18 protein-coding genes are annotated in these 20,346 nt (G+C 47.1%); 1 reads left to right on the forward strand and 17 read right to left on the reverse strand.

Annotation, left to right across the window (positions count from 1 at the left end; all coding sequences use genetic code 11):
- Positions 1 to 331: 331 nt before the first annotated feature.
- The 8 genes from der to xerD all read right to left on the reverse strand — a co-directional run bounded on the left by der (position 332) and on the right by xerD (position 7,836).
- Positions 332 to 1,831, reverse strand: coding sequence for a ribosome biogenesis GTPase Der (gene der, locus J2S36_RS01595; protein WP_309954863.1), 1,500 nt, complete (start codon positions 1,829 to 1,831; stop codon positions 332 to 334).
- Positions 1,824 to 2,522 (reverse strand): (d)CMP kinase, encoded by a 699-nt coding sequence (gene cmk / locus J2S36_RS01600; RefSeq protein WP_309954865.1) that lies wholly within the window; start codon positions 2,520 to 2,522, stop codon positions 1,824 to 1,826. The genes der and cmk overlap by 8 nt, the downstream gene beginning before the upstream one ends.
- Positions 2,519 to 3,661: a prephenate dehydrogenase gene (locus J2S36_RS01605; protein WP_309954866.1), complete on the reverse strand. Its 1,143-nt coding sequence runs from the start codon at positions 3,659 to 3,661 to the stop codon at positions 2,519 to 2,521. Before J2S36_RS01605 ends, cmk begins: the two co-directional genes overlap by 4 nt.
- A complete protein-coding gene (locus J2S36_RS01610) occupies positions 3,648 to 4,403 on the reverse strand; it encodes a pseudouridine synthase (RefSeq protein WP_309954867.1) in 756 nt (251 codons plus the stop codon). The genes J2S36_RS01605 and J2S36_RS01610 overlap by 14 nt, the downstream gene beginning before the upstream one ends.
- Positions 4,400 to 4,996 (reverse strand): SMC-Scp complex subunit ScpB, encoded by a 597-nt coding sequence (gene scpB, locus J2S36_RS01615; protein ID WP_309954870.1) that lies wholly within the window; start codon positions 4,994 to 4,996, stop codon positions 4,400 to 4,402. Before scpB ends, J2S36_RS01610 begins: the two co-directional genes overlap by 4 nt.
- Position 4,997: 1 nt before the next feature.
- The gene (locus J2S36_RS01620) at positions 4,998 to 5,837 is read right to left on the reverse strand and encodes a segregation and condensation protein A (RefSeq protein WP_309954872.1); all 840 of its coding nucleotides are present in this window, start codon (positions 5,835 to 5,837) and stop codon (positions 4,998 to 5,000) included.
- 101 nt (positions 5,838 to 5,938) lie between these two features.
- Positions 5,939 to 6,796: a ParA family protein gene (locus tag J2S36_RS01625; RefSeq protein WP_374717325.1), complete on the reverse strand. Its 858-nt coding sequence runs from the start codon at positions 6,794 to 6,796 to the stop codon at positions 5,939 to 5,941.
- A gap of 77 nt (positions 6,797 to 6,873) precedes the next feature.
- Positions 6,874 to 7,836, reverse strand: a complete 963-nt coding sequence (gene xerD / locus J2S36_RS01630; protein ID WP_309954874.1) for a site-specific tyrosine recombinase XerD — start codon at positions 7,834 to 7,836, stop codon at positions 6,874 to 6,876.
- Positions 7,837 to 8,148: 312 nt separating this feature from the next.
- On the opposite strand from xerD, the gene tkt reads away from it, so the two are divergent.
- On the forward strand, positions 8,149 to 10,218 hold the full coding sequence (gene tkt / locus J2S36_RS01635) for a transketolase (protein ID WP_309954876.1): 2,070 nt from the start codon (positions 8,149 to 8,151) through the stop codon (positions 10,216 to 10,218).
- Between the two features lie 80 nt (positions 10,219 to 10,298).
- Here tkt and J2S36_RS01640 read toward each other — a convergent pair whose 3' ends face one another.
- The 9 genes from J2S36_RS01640 to rapZ form a co-directional block, all read right to left on the reverse strand.
- Positions 10,299 to 11,807, reverse strand: a complete 1,509-nt coding sequence (locus J2S36_RS01640; RefSeq protein ID WP_309954878.1) for a hypothetical protein — start codon at positions 11,805 to 11,807, stop codon at positions 10,299 to 10,301.
- A gap of 34 nt (positions 11,808 to 11,841) precedes the next feature.
- Entirely contained in the window at positions 11,842 to 13,071 is a 1,230-nt protein-coding gene (locus tag J2S36_RS01645) for an SPFH domain-containing protein (protein WP_309954880.1), read from the reverse strand.
- A 332-nt stretch (positions 13,072 to 13,403) separates the two neighbouring features.
- On the reverse strand, positions 13,404 to 13,649 hold the full coding sequence (gene secG, locus J2S36_RS01650; RefSeq protein ID WP_309954882.1) for a preprotein translocase subunit SecG: 246 nt from the start codon (positions 13,647 to 13,649) through the stop codon (positions 13,404 to 13,406).
- A gap of 171 nt (positions 13,650 to 13,820) precedes the next feature.
- Entirely contained in the window at positions 13,821 to 14,597 is a 777-nt protein-coding gene (tpiA, locus tag J2S36_RS01655; protein WP_309954885.1) for a triose-phosphate isomerase, read from the reverse strand.
- Positions 14,598 to 14,599: 2 nt separating this feature from the next.
- Complete coding sequence (locus J2S36_RS01660; protein WP_309954887.1) at positions 14,600 to 15,793, reverse strand: phosphoglycerate kinase; 1,194 nt, start codon at positions 15,791 to 15,793, stop codon at positions 14,600 to 14,602.
- A gap of 193 nt (positions 15,794 to 15,986) precedes the next feature.
- On the reverse strand, positions 15,987 to 16,994 hold the full coding sequence (gene gap, locus J2S36_RS01665) for a type I glyceraldehyde-3-phosphate dehydrogenase (RefSeq protein ID WP_309954889.1): 1,008 nt from the start codon (positions 16,992 to 16,994) through the stop codon (positions 15,987 to 15,989).
- A 191-nt stretch (positions 16,995 to 17,185) separates the two neighbouring features.
- Positions 17,186 to 18,166, reverse strand: coding sequence for a DNA-binding protein WhiA (gene whiA, locus J2S36_RS01670; RefSeq protein WP_309954891.1), 981 nt, complete (start codon positions 18,164 to 18,166; stop codon positions 17,186 to 17,188).
- A gap of 114 nt (positions 18,167 to 18,280) precedes the next feature.
- Positions 18,281 to 19,255, reverse strand: coding sequence for a gluconeogenesis factor YvcK family protein (locus J2S36_RS01675; RefSeq protein WP_309957438.1), 975 nt, complete (start codon positions 19,253 to 19,255; stop codon positions 18,281 to 18,283).
- Position 19,256: 1 nt separating this feature from the next.
- Positions 19,257 to 20,201, reverse strand: a complete 945-nt coding sequence (gene rapZ, locus J2S36_RS01680; RefSeq protein ID WP_309954893.1) for an RNase adapter RapZ — start codon at positions 20,199 to 20,201, stop codon at positions 19,257 to 19,259.
- Between the last annotated feature and the right edge of the window lie 145 nt (positions 20,202 to 20,346).

The following is a 20,346-nucleotide window of genomic DNA, read 5'->3' on the forward strand; positions in this document are numbered from 1 at the left end:
AGCTTCACTAGAGCTTCTCTTTGATCTAACGAGCAGGATACAGAAATATCCTTGTTCCTGTGAAACAAATACCTGCAAAGAGATTGAGCCAAAAAATATCAAAACAATAAAAGCTACTAACGCAGCCTTTTGGGACGAAAAATTAACCACCCTCCTTTCTGCAACTGAATATGTGTTACATCTTACACCTTAAACGTGTGAGACGGAATACATATATGCGTAATTGATACAAGTAGGCAGCTACAGTCAGCTAAAAATTAAATCTGATCTAGCCTCGTACTCTGCAGATGATCTATCAACTCAAAACATTTTGGTTTGACGATTTGCATAACTATTTCCGCTGGCGTTTTTCTCTTACGCGCATTGAAATCTGAATTGGAGAACCGGTAAAGCCAAACTTTTCCCGCAGTTTCCGTTCGATAAAACGTCGGTATCCATGATCAAGGAATCCTGACGTAAATAGCACAAATTTGGGCGGCTGATTCGCAACTTGACTTGCGAACAAAATCCGCGGCTGCTTCCCCGAACGTACCGGATGCGGATTTGCAGCCACTACTTCTCCCAGATAAGCATTCAGTTTGCCAGTGGGTACACGCTTATCCCAAGAAGCAAGTGCCGTCTCCATTGCTCGCGTCAGACGGTTCGTATGCCATCCAGTGAGCGCAGAAAGATTTATTCGCTCCACCCACGGCATCTGCACCAGTTCACGTTCCAGCTCACGATCAAGCTCAAAACGCCGTTCTTCATCCACCAAATCCCACTTATTACAAATCACTACCATTGCTCTGCCCGCATCAATCACCTGCTGCATTACGCGAATATCCTGTTCGGTAAGCGGCATTGAAGCATCAATCAAAACTAAGGCAAGTTCAGCTTTCTCAATCGCATTCTGTGTACGCAAGGAAGCATAATAATCAGCCCCACGGGTTTGATGTACGCGCCTCCGCACCCCAGCCGTATCCACAAAATTCCAGATCGTGCCGTCAAGCTCAAGATATTCATCAACCGGATCTCTAGTAGTACCAGCAAGCGGATCAACCACTACCCGATTTTCCCCTGCCAACCGATTCAGCAAGGAAGATTTTCCCACATTTGGCCGACCAACAAGCGCAATCCGGCGCGGCCCACCTGCCGGCCGTGCAGCTGCAAAGGCCGAAACTTCAGGAAGAATCCGCATCGCAGCATCAAGCAAATCTCCCGTACCACGCCCATGCAAGGCGGAAATCGGGTAAGGCTCCCCCAAGCCAAGCGACCACAAATATGCCGCATCAGATTCTAATTGCGCAGAATCAACCTTATTTGCAGCTAAAACTACTGGCTTGCCCGATTTGCGCAATAAACGCACGATTTCTTCATCTGTTTGCGTGGCACCCACCACAGCATCAACCACCAATAACACCGCATCTGCCTGCTCAATCGCAAATTCTGATTGCTGCGCCACCGAACGGTCGATTCCAGAAGTATCGAATTCCCATCCACCAGTATCTACAACAGTAAAATCTCGCCCTGCCCAGTTTGCATCATAACGTACCCGATCACGAGTAACTCCAGGTTCATCCTGCACGACGGCAACGCGTTTCCCAACGATCCGATTTACCAGCGTAGATTTTCCGACATTTGGACGCCCCACGATTGCAAGTACTGGTAAGCCATTATTTTCATCCTGAGACACAAACTCATAATTATCTTCGAGATATGCAAAGTCTGCATCATCCAGTTCATAATCAGCTAGAAATGCCTTCAGCTTTTCTGGATCATCGTCATTATCCGCAGCACTGAAAACAGTGATATCGAGTTCTTCAGGCAAATTATCTGCAAAGTTATTATCCATTGAACGCCTCCTTGGCGAGTTTAATTACAGCTGATTCCACTTCAGCAATCGTCAAGTTTGAAGAATCGATTGTGGTTACTCCATCTTGCGCAGTCATGAATTCAGAAACAGTAGCATCATCACGATCACGCCGTAAGACTTCATCCCGGGTCGCAGCAAGCGCTTGCGCATCAACACTTCCTCTTACTTCTTTCGCGCGCCGAGCCAAACGTGCCTCCGCTGAAGCAGTAAGCAGCACCCGCACATCTGCATCTGGCGCTACTACCGTAGTAATATCTCTGCCTTCCGCAACGATTCCGGCACCTTGCGAAAACCCATGTGGAGTACATTCGGCAGCAATGATTTCACGCTGTAAACGTTTCATTTCGCGCCGTACTGCAAGATTCACTGCCACTTTTGAAACTACTTTCGAAAGCTCAGAGGCACGAATTGCCTCAGTGATATCAACACCATCGCAAATAAATCTCTGATCTGACGGATCTAAACGTACCTCCAGCGGCATTTTTTTCACTGCTTGCGCAACCAAATCCTGATCGTCTAAATCAATCATGCAGCGTTGTGCCCACCATGTAGCACCACGATACATCGCTCCCGTATCCAAATAACTTAAACCAAGCTCTTTGGCTACACCGCGCGCAACCGTAGATTTTCCTGAGCCTGACGGGCCATCAATTGCAATCACGATACTCATCTTTGCTCCTCACCCACAGAAATAACTTGCCAGCCGCGCTGAATCAAACCAATCTCCAATTCTCGCGTATGCGCCGGAATCACAGAAAGCACCGCCCGTCCTACCGGCTGTCCAACGGAATGTTCGAGAGTGAAATCTTCAATATTTACGCCGATCTGCCCAATTTCAGTAAAAAGACGACCCATCTGCCCAGGCTGATCAGGAATTAGTACCGTCACTTCGGTATATCTTGTAGGCGCGCCACCATGCTTACCCGGAATTCTTGAAACACCCTCATTACCAAGTGCAATTAGACGTGAAATCGTACTTAAATCTCCATCACTTTCAACTGCCTTAATGAAGTCATCTAATTCTTTACGGGTACGCCTTAAAGCAGCGGCAATTTCTTTTCGATTTGCGTTAATAATTGAAGTCCACAGCAGCGAATCAGACTTCGCGATTCGAGTCACATCACGCAATCCCTGCCCAGCCAGCTGCAGAGAATCAGCCGTCTCACCAGTTAACTGCCCAGCCACAAGCGAAGACATTATCTGCGGCAAATGCGAAACGAGTGAAACCGCGTGATCATGTTCTTGCGCGCTCATTTGAATCACCGAGCCGCCCATATCGACTGCCAGATTCTGTACTACACGCTGTGCGGTACGTCCGGATTTCTCATGCGGCACGATCACCCACGGACGCCCCGCAAACAAATCCGCATCAGCTGCAATTGCCCCGCTCCGCTCCCGCCCGGCCATTGGATGCGAACCCACGAAACGATTCGCGCAAGGATGAACCGCGATCAAATCAATCACCAACTGTTTCACAGAAGACACGTCAGTGACAATAGCTTTCGGATACTTTTCGAGCGCATCTGCCACCACTGCCGGAGTAACATCCGGTGGAACTGCCACTATCACAAGCTTTGGCGCAGCCACCGCAGTAGCTTTTCCTGCACCCAAATCCTGTGCCAAACGCGCAGCAATCGGCGAAACGTCCGCTAAATAAACCTCCACCCCGCCCTGACGGAGCCGCAAAGCAATCGACGTGCCAAGCAAACCAGCACCAATAATCAGTACTGGCGAAGGCGTGAGCAAAAGCGATGAAATCGTCATCTTCCCTACTTCATAGTTATTTTGCGCTACTTTAGAGCCCGACAAGATGCATTAGTGCACCTAGTTCCGAACCACCAATCACACGGCTCTGCCCAGGCTTTAACCGCCCGATAGTAATATTTCCAAATCGTGTACGTACCAATTCCATCACCGGATGCCCCACTTCTTCCATCATCCGGCGCACGATCCGATTCCGTCCTGAATGCAGCGTGATTTCCACAATTGAATTCTTTCGTGCCGCTTCACGCAACACAAACTTATCGACCTTGATCGGACCGTCTTCCAGTGTAATGCCTTTTTCAAGTACTCGCCCAAGTCCGCGCGTAACAGTACCTTCCACACGCGCAATATACGTCTTCGGCACCTCAAAAGACGGATGGGTAAGACGATGTGTGAGCTCACCATCCGTGGAAAGCAAAATCAAACCTTCCGTCTGCACATCAAGCCGCCCCACATGGAAAAATCTCTCAGGACGGTCACTAATCAAATCTTGCAGTGTCTTTCGCCCTTGATCATCTTGCATTGTTGAGACGATCCCAGGTGGCTTATATAAAGCAATCGTCACCTTTGATGCATCTTGCTGCACTCGCTGCCCATCAAGATGGATCACAGCCGTCTCAGGATCAATCCGGATCCCAAGCTGCTTTACGATAACCCCATTAACGCTAACGCGACCAGCTTGAATCATCTCTTCACATGCGCGCCGAGAGCCTACACCTGCGTGGGCAAGTACTTTTTGCAGGCGCTCCCCGTCAGCCACATGAATATCGTTTATCGCTCTACTCATTTAATTTCCTTTTCTATTTCTTCAAGTATTTCATTATCTGGCAGATAAGGGGCAAGGTCAGGCATTTCATCAAGTGAGTTTAAGCCCATTCGCTCCATAAAATAAGCAGTAGTTTGGTAGAGTGAGGCACCCGTATCTTGAGTAACACCTACCTGCTCCACTAAACCACGTATTTGCAAAGTACGTACAACTCCGTCTACATCCACACCACGAATCGCTGAAATCTGTGCTCGCGTAATTGGCTGACGGTAGGCAATGATTGCAAGAGTTTCCAGTGCCTGCACCGAAAGCTGCTGCTTTTGGCCGGCCGTCACAAAACCTCGCACAATATCGGCATAGTGCGGGTGCGAATAAAAACGCCATCCACCGCCGACTTCGCGTAATTGAAAACCACGCGGAAACTCGCTATCAGCGTATTGTGCTGCCAGTTCACGCAATAATTGATCAACGATCCCAGCACGTAAATCAAGTGCTTTGGATAAATCATCAACTGATACCGGATCAGCTGCCACCATCAAAATTGCTTCAAGTGCACCCTTCGCAAACTGTGCTTCTGCGTTATTTGCGAGGATTTGAGATCCATTATTTTGCATTTCACTCCTCTTTCGATGCCAGCTGCGCGAAATCTTGATCCAGCTCTAATTTCAACCGCGTGATGATCAATGGCGCAAGTGGAGATTCCTGCATGATCGCTATTTCGTTATTTCGCAGCATTTCTAATACAGCCAGAAAACGTGAAACTACAGTTGGGATATTGCGCGCTGACGCACATAATTTTGCAAAAGAAATCTGCTCCCCTGGCAGCATTTTTTGCCGTAGATAATTAATTTGGCTCTCCACTGGTACAAGCGGATCATGTAAATGATCCAGACCAACGACAGCAGGTTTCCGCGAAAATGCATTTGCAGCCAAGCGCGCAAGATCTTCACAATCAAAATTGATGCGCAATTCGGGAAGTGCAGTTTTGAAATGCGATTCAAGCGGTACATCACGTGCAATTGCCATACTCTGACTCAATAAACGTGCCGCGAAATCGCGTGCCACTTCCTTAAATGCGCGGTATTGCAAAAGCTTGGCAAAAAGTAAATCGCGCGCTTCAAGAATCGCGATGATCTCTTCGTCAATTTCTTCGTGCGGTAGTAGCCGCGCAGCTTTCAAATCAAGCAAAGTAGCTGCCACAACCACAAATTGTGACGCCTGCGAAAGGTTCAGATCTTCTTGTGCCAGCGCAAATGAAATAAATTCATCCGTCACTTGTGCCAGTGCAATTGAAGTAACATCAAGTTTCTTCCGCGCAATTAAGGAAAGCAATACATCAAACGGACCAGAAAATACATCCAGCTCAACGGCAAAATCTTCCGGTTCATGCGTGAAAAGATCGCCTTGCGTATTTTGCGCTTCAGCTGACGCTGAGCCGTGCGCTGTAACTGCCAATTTGACCATTTTCGGTAATAACTTCCCAGTTAGTAATTCGAGCTGAAAATTTCTTAGTCTGCGTGATGAACGAGCCGCTCTGTACCATTTTCTATTGAAATTTAAGCACTCGCACCGCGCGCAATCAATTCACGCGCAAGCCGCCGATATGCCCTTGCCCCATTATGATTTGGAGCATATTCCGTGATTGGCAACGCCGCAATCGTTGCATCAGGAAACTTTACAGTGCGCGTAATTTGCGTATCAAAAACAAGATCTCCAAAACGTTCCTGCACCAACTGGATCACATCACGCGAATGCAATGTACGTTTATCTACCATCGTTAATAGCACGCCATCGATCTGCAACCGCGGATTCAAACGATCCTGTACTCGTTCGATCTGATCGACCAGCAAAGCCACGCCACGCATCGCGAAAAACTCAGCCTCAAGCGGGATGATCACACCGTGCGCAGCAGTAAGTGCATTCACCGTAAGCAAGCCTAAAGAAGGCTGGCAATCCACAATAATCACATCGTAATCATTAAGTACCGGCCGCAATACGCGAGCAAGCGATTGCTCTCTGGCCACCTCATTAATCAGCTGGATTTCAGCCGCAGAAAGTTCAATATTTGCCGGTACCAAATCTAGATTAGCTACACCGGTTGGGACGATCACCTCACGCACATCTGACTGCCGGGCAATCATCTCATTATAAATTGTGCGCTCAAGCGCCATCGCATTCACACCCAGGCCAGCAGATGCTGCCCCCTGCGGATCGAAATCAACAAGTAACACTTTCCGTCCATATCCTGCCAAAGACGCAGCAAGATTGATCGAAGTAGTGGTTTTCCCAACCCCGCCTTTTTGATTGCACATCGCAATAATTCGCGCCGGACCATGCGATTCAAGATCCGGTGGCAGCCGAAATTCTCCACTCGGCTGTAATTCTGTAAAGATATCTGATTGTTCTGAGCTCACGTTTCGATATTACCCGATAAGTGCCAAATCTACACCCACAGTTAATACCTGGAAACCTCTTTTGCCCGCTGCAACGCTTAAGCGTGCTGCGCTCGCGGATGCGTGGTGAGGTAGATTTCACGCAAAGTCTCGGGGGAAACTTTTGTATATATTTGCGTGGTAGTGACGGAGGAATGCCCAAGCATTTCTTGTACTGAACGAATATCAGCGCCACCTTGGAGCAAATGCGTAGCGAAAGAATGTCGGAATGTGTGCGGAGAAATGTTTTCGAGCTGTGCGCTCTGTGCCGCATTTTGAATCACTTCCCATGCTGACTGGCGCGAAAGCCGATTCCCGCGTTTGTTTAGAAAAAATGCCGTGCTACCTTTACCTTTCTCCGCAAGCATCGGGCGAGATCGCACGGCATATGCCGTCAGTGCTGCAATTGCGTAACTTCCCAATGGTACTAATCGCTCTTTCCCGCCTTTTCCAAACAGTCGAATTATTTGTTGCGTAAAATCAATATCGTCCATGCAAATTCCTACAGCTTCCGAGATTCGTGCACCGGTACCATAAAGCAATTCACAAAGTGCACGGTCGCGCAATTGTACTGGTGTTTCATTTCCCGTAGCCTGGATCAGCTGTTCCATCTGGGAGATGGTGATCGCTTTGGGTAAACGTTTTGCAAGTTTCGGAGGCTTCACTTCTGCAGCAGGATCGGTTTGCGTAATCCCTTCTGAAAGTGCAAAACGATGCATTCCACGCACGGCAGCTAAAATTCGGGCAATTGAGGAATTAGCGAGTGCGAATTTTTTTTCTGAACCATCCGCTAAATTCGTTTTGCCTGGATTCATACGGGTTTGCACTGGAGCATGTAAGTAATCCACAAAGCCAGCTACTCGCGACGCATCAACTTGTGCAATTTCAAAAATACCAGCTTGGGTAAGATATTCTTCGTAATAATTCAAATCTCGACGATATGCAGCTAAAGTATTTTCCGAAAGTGAACGTTCAACTTGTAAATGCGCCAAGAACTGGGAATTTATGCGTGATATTTGCAATTTCCACTCCCATTCTTTCTCGATCCCGTTTTCATCGTATTAAATATCAGAACTTCATTTGCTGCAAAGGAGTATCTCCACGACATTCATCATATCGTGTTAAACATGGGAAAGCCCGTTGCCGCAAGACGGTAGCAATGTAATTCCGAATAGCTTAAATTCCCTGATCAAGATCATTCGGTGCCATATCTTACATCTTGCAATCCCCTTGCGAATGACGGAAAATGCTTTCCTTTGTCCTAGAATAAAAACCGAGGCGTACCTGAGCGCCACCAAGCCGACAAGCCGACTGAAGGAAAAGGAATCCGCTAAATGAGTGCTTTTGAATGGAACGAGCTTGATCAAAAAGCTGTCGATTGTGCGCGTGTACTTGCTGCCGATGCGGTGCAACGTACCGGAAACGGTCACCCTGGCAGTGCGATTTCACTCGCTCCGATGGCTTATACGCTATTCCAAAAATCCCTCCGTAATGATCCAGCCGATCCGAACTGGCTTGGACGTGATCGTTTTATTCTTTCAATTGGGCATTCTTCACTTACTCTCTATAATCAACTGTTTCTTGCCGGTTATGGTCTAGAACTTACAGATTTGCAAGAATTACGGCAGGAAGGTTCGCTTACTCCAGGTCATCCTGAGTACCGTCACACCGCTGGTGTAGAAATGACCACCGGTCCACTTGGGCAAGGCGTAGCATCAGCTGTAGGTATGGCAATGGCAGCACGGCGCGAACGCGGATTATTTGATCCAGAGGCGCCACAAGGAGAAAGCCCTTTCGATCATTTCATCATCGCCGTCGCCGGTGAAGGCTGCTTGCAAGAAGGGTTAACAAGTGAAGCGTGCTCTTTAGCAGGCACACAAAAACTCGGCAATTTGATTCTCATTTTCGATGAAAATCAAATCTCGATCGAAGATGATACTCGGATCGCATTCTCTGAAGACGTACTTGCACGGTTTGAAGCATATGGCTGGGATGTGCGTGAAGTAAATTGGCGCACTGATGATGGATATCAGGAATCCCCAGAAGCATTGTTTAGCGCAATTGAAGCAGCAAAAGCAGTGACGGATAAGCCGTCCTTGATCAAACTTTCGACGATCATCGCCTGGCCTTGCCCAACACTGCAAAATACTGGCGTTTCGCATGGTGCAGCACTCGGCGATGCGGAAGTCCGTGCTTTGAAGGAAGTTCTCGGCTTCGATCCAGATGAGAGTTTCGTTGTAGATCCAGAAGTTTTGGCATACACCCGGCAGAACGCAGCGAAAAATGCGGCAGTTGCACGCAAAGACTGGGATGCAAAGTTTGCTGCCTGGGAGCAGGCTTATCCGGAACGCGCAAAGCTCCTGCGTCGGCTACAATCCCGTGAGCTCCCAGCTGATTGGGAAAAATCCTTGCCTGAATTTGCTGTGGGCACCTCCATCGCTACTCGCGCTGCTTCTGGCAAAGTACTCACTGCCTTAAAGGATACGCTGCCGGAATTATGGGGTGGTTCAGCTGATCTTGGTGGATCAAACAATACGACGATGGTCGGTGAACCGTCATTCTTCCCCCCTGAGCGTTCATCACAATTATTTAGTGGTAATGAATACGGTCGCACAATTCACTTTGGGATTCGCGAACATGCGATGGCAGCAATTCTGAACGGGATCCAATTACATGGTCTTACTCGCGCATATGGCGGCACTTTCTTCGTATTTGCTGATTATATGCGCCCAGCCGTAAGATTAGCTGCAATCATGCAGGTGCCTTCGATCTTTGTGTGGACTCACGATTCGATCGGAGTTGGTGAAGACGGTCCAACACATCAGCCGATTGAGCATCTGTGGTCTTATCGGATGATCCCAAATTTTGATTTGGTTCGCCCGGCAGACGCAAATGAGACTGCCGCAGCATGGGCGCAGATTTTGCGCCAAACTGAGCGTCCGGCAGGGATTGTGTTGACACGGCAAAATGTGCCAGTGATTGACCGGGAAAAATACGCTGCAGCAACTGGCGTAGCACACGGAGCTTATATCCTTGCTCCTGGCACAGACGTACTCCTCATTGCCACAGGGTCTGAAGTGAACATCGCTCTTTCAGCTCGTGAAATTCTGGAAACCGAAGGTATCAGTGCCGCTGTGATTTCCGCACCATGTTTATCCTGGTTCAAACAACAACCACAAGAATATCAAGCAAATGTGCTCCCACCAGAAATTCGGGCAAGAGTAAGTATCGAAGCTGGCTCAACCCTTCCCTGGAAAGCGATCGTTGGCGATGCAGGGCAATGCATTGGGATAGACCATTTTGGCGAATCTGCAAATGGCGCGATGCTGTTTGAAAAATATGGACTCACCCCACAAGCTGTGGCGATGGCAGCCAAAGAATCTATTGCAGCTGCGCAAGCTTAAACTACTGAAAAATTTGTGCGGGGCTTGGAAGAAAACATTCCAAACCCCGCACACTTAATTCAGCACGTGCTATGTCAAGCTCAATTACGTTTTCTCTTACTCAGCCATTCTTCTTTACGCGTATATAGTTTCTCTTGAATCCCGTTGTATTTCTCTCCCATTTTAACCATCTCTTCAAGAGTGTCGCTGATGGTAAATCTTTCCGTAAAGCCTTTCATCGCATGATTATTCGCACCTTCTATACGCGTTTCACTAAGCTCAGTACGATGTTCCAAAAATCTATCTATTGGAACTATATTCCGCACTTCACGGTAAGTTTCTTTTTCATATTCATGTCGTGCACCTAAATTTCGATATTTTCGGAACATGAAAATGAAAAATGCGATACATGGTACAAATGACAACATCCGATATTCTTCATGCAGAAATGGCACAAATCCTAAGCCACTTAGCCACAGCCAAAATGTAAAGAAAATCAATCTACGATAATTTAATGGCACACTGCCCATAGTTTCTTTAGTACGTGCATTTACTGCCACATAATGCAGAATTTTCCGCTTTCTTTTCACCTGCATATAGCTGTAAATCCACACCGGTAAATAGGCTGTCGTCCAAGAATCGCCTTTAACCGTCAAATTTTCTTCTTCCCAGGCAACCCCACGATCATATTCAGCAATGGTTTTATTTGCTTCATATCGCGCGATATCTGTCACTTGCGTATGCACAATCGGTTTTAGATTCGCCACATTTGTATCGCGTTTTTCAGAAGTATATCCACGAAGATAGTTCGCATCGAATCGTACACAATTTTCCGTATCAAAAGGCATGATTGCGTTAATTACATAATTAGTTTTTGTCTTTGATCTAGTATCCAATTTATCTTTACTAGATTCAACAGTAAGGTTCTTAACTGATAAATCGAAATCACGGCTAACTTGAAACGCGTCTGCATCATGCAACGTTATCGTTTTATCCGAATCTTCATCGCATCTCACACTATAACTGCGAACAAGTTTTTCACCTGTACCAGCAAAAGACAAATGTGCGTTTACATCAATCATCATATAAGGTAAATAAACACCATAAATGTTATCGACGTTAAATTCTTTTTTGAATCTACGATTTGCGAAAAATTTCCGTAACGAAACAAACTTCTTGATTTCTTGCCGCGCTTCTTCTTTTGTAATCTTAAACGGAAGCAAAGCATCAGGAACAGCACCATTTGGCACCTGTGAGTTGAGCGAAAGAGTATTGCGGCACCAATGGCATCGCGCCTGCAGTGCCGAAGCAGTATCAATCACCACTTCAGCACCGCAACTCTCACATTTCAGCGTCAATATTTCAGATGCATCCGGAATAATGTCCGCAGCTCTCCGGGCAATATGTTCTCCCGTTAACTGCGATATTTCTGTCTGACTTGAAAAAAGTTTGCAGGTAAAAACATGACGGCAATAATTGCATCGTAGATATTCTCCCTCAGCTAACGGTGAAATATCACTCGCACCGCACTTCGGACACTTCGATTGCCCATTCTTTGCTTCAGTTTCCACGCGATGAATCTGGTTTACCGGCTCAGTTATTTCACTCAATGTAGTTGCTTTTTATTGCATTAAGATCATCTATCTACAATCCAAGTAGCTGCTTTTTTACTGCATCGAATTCTTCTTGCGTGAGCACTCCAGCATCAAGTAATTTCTTCATATCCAAGAGTTTCGCAGTTACATTTTCAGAATTTTGTGCTGGTTGATCCGTAGCTGCTGCAGCGAAATTATTTGCAGCAGCTTGCGTTTGCGGAGAGTTTTGATTTGGCACAAAACCGTTATTTGGCTGCACCACATTCCCCATCATGTTACCGACGGCATTAACTCCCATTCCGAGGAAGGCCATATCTGTGCCGCCACCATTTTCACCAGCAGCTTGGATCCCGCGTGCTGTAGCTTGCTGGAAGAAAGTATTCGCTCTGTTCCCTGATAGCGCGTCTGCCTTCTTCACATCTTGCAGCAACTGCTTCGTCGCTTCATCGTATTCAATTGCCAAAATTGCCGTTTTGATAATTTCTAATCCCCGGCTCGTCTTCCATTGATATGCATCTTCAACGGCTCCAGAGAGTGAGGCGGCAAAGCCAAGTTGATCGGCTTGAATCCGCGCCATACGATTGCCTTTATCAGGGTTGTTCGTATAATTTGAAAAAGCAGCAGAAAGGCTTCCGACAACTTCGCTGAAGAGTTGCTCGCCAGCAGGATTATCTAAATCAGCAAAATCGAATATCTGCCCAGTTTGAGTTAAATATGTAACCGGCACAAAATTTTTCACGAAAAGTATTGGATCAACAATTCGTAATGTGTATGTACCGCGCGTAATGGCACCCACTTGCGTACCCAAATATGCGTCGTCCCAATAAATCTCAGATTGTGTTCCAAAACGATTATTTGGAATCTCTTTCAGATTCACATAGAACAACAGTTGCTGTGCAGCAGGAATACCGCCATACTTAAATTTTTCAAATGATTGTTTCACAAGCGGAGCAATAATCCCGTCGCCGGCGAAAATCGAAGTTGCATTCGGATCGTTACTCGTGTAGGTGTATGCACCTGGCTGAGTGATGCAGCCAGTGATTCCGCCGTCTTGCATCGTAATAACGGCAGTACCTTCTGGAACGATAATCTTACTGCCATTCGTAATGATATTTTGGTTGCCTTTATAATTTGCACCACGGTTATTATTCGTTCCCATTAGAATTCCAGGAAACACGCCAGCGGTGGGAGGAAGCGACGGGACTGGACCGTAAAAGTCTTTCCACTGATCTGCAAATGTGCCACCGATTGCCCCTGCGAGTGCCTGTATAAATCCCATTGAATCTCCTATTTAGAGAATTATGTTCGCATTTTTCGAAAGTATGATCGATAGATGAATCATTACTCCGACGGAAACATTATTTGTTCCTAATATCACCCTACATTGGATAAATTGTGAATTAGGAATTATCCAAAGAAATCTATACCGGGCGTTCACCTAATGTTTCCAGATGTTTAATTATCGCTGAACGTTCACAGTGTGCACTGGAGTTTTACCCAAATCAGCAAGACTGCATGATTTCATTGTTGCTGATCAACACGATTCTTCACCCAAAATAGCCGAAAGTGGGGGCTCACCTACGCAGATGAGCCCCCACTCGAAAAAGATACTTATGCGCCAAATTTAGTCAACAAACCAATCAGCACGATAACCACAAACCAGATAAGTGCTACGCCAATTGTGATCCGATTTAAATTCCGCTCCGCAACGCCTGAAGAGCGCATCGAGGTAGAAATACCTCCACCGAACATATCCGAGATTCCCCCGCCTTTGCCTTTGTGCAGCAGCACAGTACCTATGAGCAGCAAACTCGTGATTACAAGGAGAACTTGGCAAATAATCATAATTACGGTCACGGAACTAAACATTTCTCTTCGGGGAAGGCTTTGAGAAAAAAGCCAATTTACCACAAGTCATTGTACAAGAAATTCGGGAGCAATGCGAAGTTGCCTACTCCCGAATTTCATTTTACTTAGCTTAACTCATCACAGAAATTTCTTGGATATCTAAATGAGTTGGTTACTGTGTTATGCCTCGTAATGTACGATCTTTGCAAATTCTTCAGCTTGCAAAGAAGCACCGCCTACAAGAGCGCCGTCTACATCAGGCTGTGCCATGATTTCAACTACATTCGAGCTCTTCACCGAACCACCATACTGGATTCGCACAGCATCTGCAGTTGCCTGATCAAAAAGCTCAGCAATCTTTCCGCGAATCGCCCCGCAAACTTCCTGTGCATTCTCAGGAGTTGCAACTTCGCCAGTCCCAATAGCCCAAATCGGTTCATAAGCGATTACAGACTTCGCCACTTCTGCTGCGCTTAATTCGGCAACCATTTCCGCAATCTGCGCGAGTACAAATTCTACGTGTGTGCCAGCTTTCCGGATCTCAAGTGCTTCACCACAACACATAATTGGAATCATGCCTGCATCGAGAGCTTTCTTTGCCTTCTGCCCTACGAGCTGTGAGCTTTCGCCATGATACTCACGGCGTTCTGAATGCCCTACAACTACGTAAGTACAGCCAAGCTTTGTCAGCATTGCCGTTGAGATTTCACCGGTATAAGCACCTGCGTCGTGAATCGACACATCTTGTGCACCGTACTTCAATGGCAGCTCGTCACCTTCGATGAGTGTCTGTACTGAGCGAATATCAGTAAATGGCACGATCACTGCAGCCTCTACCTGGGAGTAGTCATGCTTCAAATCATTTAGCGTCCAGCCAAGTTTCTGAACAAGTGCAGTAGCTTCAAGATGATCAAGATTCATCTTCCAGTTACCTGCCATAAGTGGGATACGTGCCATTTTTAGTCCTCCAATACTGCAATACCTGGGAGTGTCTTTCCTTCAAGGAATTCGAGGGAGGCACCGCCACCGGTAGAAATATGATTAAACTTTTCCTCATCAAAACCGAGGATCCGAACTGCGGCAGCCGAGTCGCCACCGCCAACAATGGTGAATCCATCTGCATCTTGCATTGCCTGCGCGACTGCACGAGTACCACCAGCAAATGCTGCAAACTCAAAAACGCCCATTGGTCCATTCCAGACGATCGTCTGTGATTCAGCGATTGCTGCAGCATACTTTTCAGCAGTCTGCGGACCAATATCAAGACCCATTTCATCAGTTGGCATTTCTCCCACTGCATGTACTGCAGCAGGTGCGTCAGCCTTAAATTCTGGAGCGGTCACATTATCGGTTGGGAGGAAGATCTCCACGCCCTTTTCAGCAGCCTTTTGCAGGTAAGCTGCAGCCGTCTCTACCTGATCTGCTTCGAGTAATGAATTACCAATTTCATGGCCTTGTGCCTTCAAGAAGGTATATGCCATGCCGCCGCCAATCAACAACCGATCAGCTTTCTCAATAAGATTATCGATAACACCCAGCTTATCTGATACTTTCGATCCTCCAAGTACAACAGTATATGGACGGGCAGGATCATTCGTTGCCTTTGAGAGCGAATCGATTTCTTTGAAGACGAGTTCACCGGCAGCACTTGGGAGCACCTGGGCGATATCGTAAACAGATGCCTGCTTCCGATGCACTACGCCAAATCCATCAGATACATAAGCATCTGCAAGCGCTGCATATTCTTTCGCAAGCTCAGCCCGTTCAGCATCATCCTTCGAGGTTTCACGTGCATCAAAACGCACGTTTTCGAGAAGTACTACATCCCCAGCAGCCATTTCCGCTACCAAAGCCTGAGCATCTTCACCGACAGTATCGCCGGCTAACTTCACTTCTTGATCAAGTAGCTCTCCGAGACGCTTTGCCACAGGAGCAAGTGAAAATTCAGGATTCACTTCACCCTTTGGACGTCCCAGATGGGCAGCTATCACAACTTTGGCACCAGCTGTAAGCAACCTCTGAATCGTCGGCAATGCAGCCTTAATCCGGCCGTCATCGGTGATATTTTTTGCCTCATCTAATGGCACATTAAAATCGGAACGAACAAGCACTTTCTTGCCCGATAAATCTCCGAGAGAATCGATTGTACGCATACTAATCCTTTTCATCATGCGCTTTCAGATTTTCTGCTAACAGTTGCATACTTGGAGGTTTATCCCAAAAGCAAATGCAAATCTGAGCAATAGCATCTGAATCTTCGCAGTTTTGCTGGTTACTGGTTAAAAGATAGGTGCCCGCACAGCATTGCACGAACACCTATCTTTCATTTAAGCTTCTTGACCGAAATTAGAACTTGCTTGCAACGAGGTCAGCGAGTTCAACGAGACGGTTGGAGTAGCCCCATTCGTTGTCGTACCAGGAAACAACCTTCACCTGGTTGCCGAGCACCTTCGTCAAACCAGAATCGAAGATGGAGGAGTGGGAATCGGTTTCGATATCCTTGGAAACGAGTGGTTCTTCGGAGTATGCAAGCACACCCTTGAGCGGACCTTCAGCAGCCTTCTTCACAGCAGCGTTGATTTCTTCAACAGTAACTTCGCGACCAGCTTCGAAGGTAAGATCGGTAACAGAACCGGTTGGTACTGGCACGCGCATTGCGTAACCATCAAACTTGCCCTTCAGCTCTGGAATCACAACTGCTACTGCTTGCGCTGCACCCGTCTTGGTTGGAACGATATTGAGCGCAGCCGCACGTGCACGACGCAAATCAGAGTGTGGAGCATCAAGCAGACGCTGATCACCAGTGTATGCGTGAACAGTCGTCATCAAGCCCTTCACAATGCCGAACTCATCGTTGAGCACCTTTGCCAAAGGAGCAAGGCAGTTGGTGGTGCAAGAAGCATTGGAAATGATGTTGTGCTTTGCTGGATCATAATCCTTTTCATTTACACCAAGCACGAAAGTAGCATCTTCATTCTTTGCTGGTGCAGAAATGATAACCTTCTTTGCACCTGCTTCAACGTGTGCCTGAGCCTTCGTAGCATCGGTGAAGAAGCCAGTGGATTCGATAACTACATCGATATCGAGCTCGGCCCATGGAAGATCAGCCGGATTGCGCTCTGCAAAAGCCTTAATCTCACGACCATCAACGATAATTGCATCATCGTTGTAGGATACTTCATGATCCCAGGTACCGAGAATTGAATCGCGCTTAAGTAGGTGTGCGAGGGTCTTGTTGTCAGTGAGATCGTTAACTGCAACAACCTCAAAGTTCAAATTTTCCTTGCCGTATGCTGCACGAATGAAGTTACGGCCGATGCGACCAAAACCGTTAATTGCAACGCGAACAGTCACTCTAATTCCTCCTTGTGCATAAACTAATGCACGTAGTTTCAAGTATTCTCCCGAGCGATGCGCGGGACTTCACGATTCGCGGTGTGAACCGCGCTCGATCCTCGATAATTCTAGCGCATTACAGCAAAATCATGAAGGACTAACGGCCATTTACTTCAGCCGTTCACACAGAGCATATTTTCTTGTATTGTTTAGTTTCTACGAGTCGCGTGTGCCACTGCATCGAGCGTATTCGGAATTCGCAATTCAGCAGCCTTCTTATCAGCCATTGTATTTAAGCGTCGCAGCCGGCCAGCTACTGCATCCTTCGTGGCCGGTGGATTCAGCCGCTCCCCTAATAAATTCAACGAATCTTCCGGATACTTGATCCGACATTCACCAGCTTCACGCAAATTATCTGGAATATTCTCGCCGAGGATCTCAAAAGCGCGCTTTACCCGCAGTACAGCGATAACCGCCGCATCGGCACTACGACGCATATTTGCATCATCAAAATTCGCGAGTCTATTAGCATTTCCCGAAACTTCACGCTCAGTACGCAGTGCTTCCCATTGCAATACAGCATCATTTGCACCGATGCGTGTCAGCATTGCCGAAATCGCATCACCTTCACGAATATCAACCCGAAACGCCCCACGTGATTCACGCGCACGATACGGGATCCCCAGCCGACGCGCAAGACCGCCAATCGCATAAGCTGCTTCCAAACTCGGGCAAACAATTTCTAAAGCCGCATTCCGTCCCGGCTCCATCAATGTTCCCCGAGCGAGAAATGCGCCACGCCAAGCCGCTGCTGCGTCAGCTTTTGTACCGCCTACCACTAACGGCGAAAGACCACGTACTAAGCGTCCTTTTGCATCGATCAAACCGATCTTCCGGGCAATACGTTCACCATTACTACTGATTTGCAACAGATAATGATTTCCATTGCGCATTGAATTGCGCACAGCAATCAAATCAGCTTCGATACTGAATACTTTTCGCACCAATTCCCATAAATGACGTGCAGCACCTGGGTGAGTCAGCTCTGCTTGCAAGGTAACCTGCCCACCGTTGATCTGAATACCTCCAGAAAAGCGGAACATCGCCGATATTTCCGCCACCATCGACGTGGCGAGCTGCGGATATACCGCACAGATCTCGTCTTTTACGCTAATCGTCAAAGCCGGCACTGCGTCTTCCCTTCAGAACTAATCTCAATATCTTGAAAATAAAAACAGCTGCCATTATAAAATGACGCGCAGCAGAAAGTTTTCACGTCAAATTTTAATGGCACTCCGTAAAGCCTAGCTATCTTGTTTCATTTTCCCAAAAATTTCACGATACGCAGCAGCTAAATATAACGAATCGTGTACAGCTATTGCATCTGGAGCAGCTAAATTTCGGGTAAACAAGCTGGCGCCATAATCTGCAGCCAAATTTTCTAATGCCGAAATATCTGTGATACTTTGTGCATCTGCAAGGAATGCATCGATTTTCAAATCTGGCCCATAAGAGACAAAGGTGCGTGCCAGATCAGCAGCCGTCATCTCACTTGTTTCGGTATCTGCAATAAGATTCAATACAAGCAATTTCCGGGCTTTTGACGCACAAATAGCCGCATATAGATCTGGGATCAAAAGATGCGGAAGTACCGAGGTATACCATGAGCCTGGGCCAAAAATCAGCCATTGTGCATCCCGAATCGCATCCAATGCCGCAGCATAGACTGGCGGATTTTCAGGGTGAATCCGTATTCGACGAATCGGCGCTTCACACATTGCTACCGAAACTTGCCCATACACTGTTTCGAGTGCGGAATTGCAGGTCTTAACATCAGCCTCAATTTCCAGCGGTACTGCCGCCATCGGCAATACGCGTCCTTTCACATTCAGCAGACGCCCAGCCCAATCAAGCCCAGCAATCGGATCACCCAAAATCTGCCAGAGCGCGGTGAGCACAATATTTCCCAGCGCGTGACCATCGAGTTCTCCCTGAGAATTAAACCGATGCTGGAAGACGTCACGCCAGGTTTGCCCCCATTCAGCGTTATCACTCAACGCCGAGAGCGCCATTCGCAAATCACCAGGTGGTAATATTCCAAATTCGGTACGCAACCGACCTGAGGAACCCCCATCATCAGCTACAGTGACGATCGCAGTGATATTTCGTGTAATCAGTTTCAATGCCGAAAGTGATGCTGACAAACCATGCCCGCCGCCAAAAGCAACTACTTTTGGCCCTTGCACACCAAATTGCGATGTTCGCAGCGATTTCTGCATTTTATTCACGCCCTAAGTCACGGTGAATCGTCCGCACGCTATGCCCATACTCACGTAAAATGCGCGCTACTTCTTCAGTAATCGCTACTGAGCGGTGTTTTCCGCCAGTGCAGCCAATTGAGATTGTCACGTATGGTTTTAGTTCATGCTCATATCCGGCGACGGTTGAATGCAGCAATGCCGCATAGTTCGCAGCAAACTGTTTTACGCCGTCGATTCCAAGCACGAAATCGCGCACCGGCGCATCTTTTCCAGTCAGGTGCCGCAGTTCAGTAACCCAATACGGATTCGGGATAAAACGCACATCAGCCACGTAGTCAGCATCGAGCGGAATCCCGTATTTGAAACCGAAAGACATTACAGTGAGGTTAATTTTTGTTTCTGCGGAAGCAGCAATATTATTGCGGATCTTCCGGGCAAGATCGTGTACCGAAAGATTTGACGTATCAATAATTACGTCTGCCCGTGAGCGAAGATTTGCGAGTGTGCGGCGTTCAGTTTGAATCCCTTGCAAGAGGGAGCCGTCGCCTTGCAGCGGGTGCGGGCGGCGCACATTTTCGAAACGCTGCACAAGAGCCGCATCTGAAGCATCAAGATAGACGATGCGGTAATCAAAGTTTTGCTCACGTAAAGTATTGAGAACTTCCAACAGTTCGACAAAAAATTCACGAGAGCGCACATCCACCACGCAGGCAAGCTGTTTTACCGAACCGTTTGGCCCAATTAAACCTGCCATTGGGAGTAATAGGCGCGGAGGAAGATTATCAATCACATACCAGCCAAGATCTTCCAAAGTGGCTGCTGCCCGGCTCCGCCCTGCCCCGCTCATCCCAGTAATAATTAATATTTCGGAATGTTCTGGTTTGGGAAGCTCTGCCTGCGCTTCCAGCCGCAGAATATCGAGTGGGATTTTGCCGGTATCGTTGATGGAATCGAAATCGTTCATGTAGTAATCGTGCCATGTAAAGCTGAGAAAAACCTAGTTGAAATCCGATAAATCAGATTCAAAAAGCAGATTTAATCTAAGTGTAAATTTTTCACATTGCGCCGCATGGTTTTGCATTATATTTTGAAATATTTTTCAAAGAGAT

Origin of the sequence: Arcanobacterium hippocoleae (genome assembly GCF_031456295.1) — a bacterium.
Taxonomy (GTDB): domain Bacteria; phylum Actinomycetota; class Actinomycetes; order Actinomycetales; family Actinomycetaceae; genus Arcanobacterium_A; species Arcanobacterium_A hippocoleae.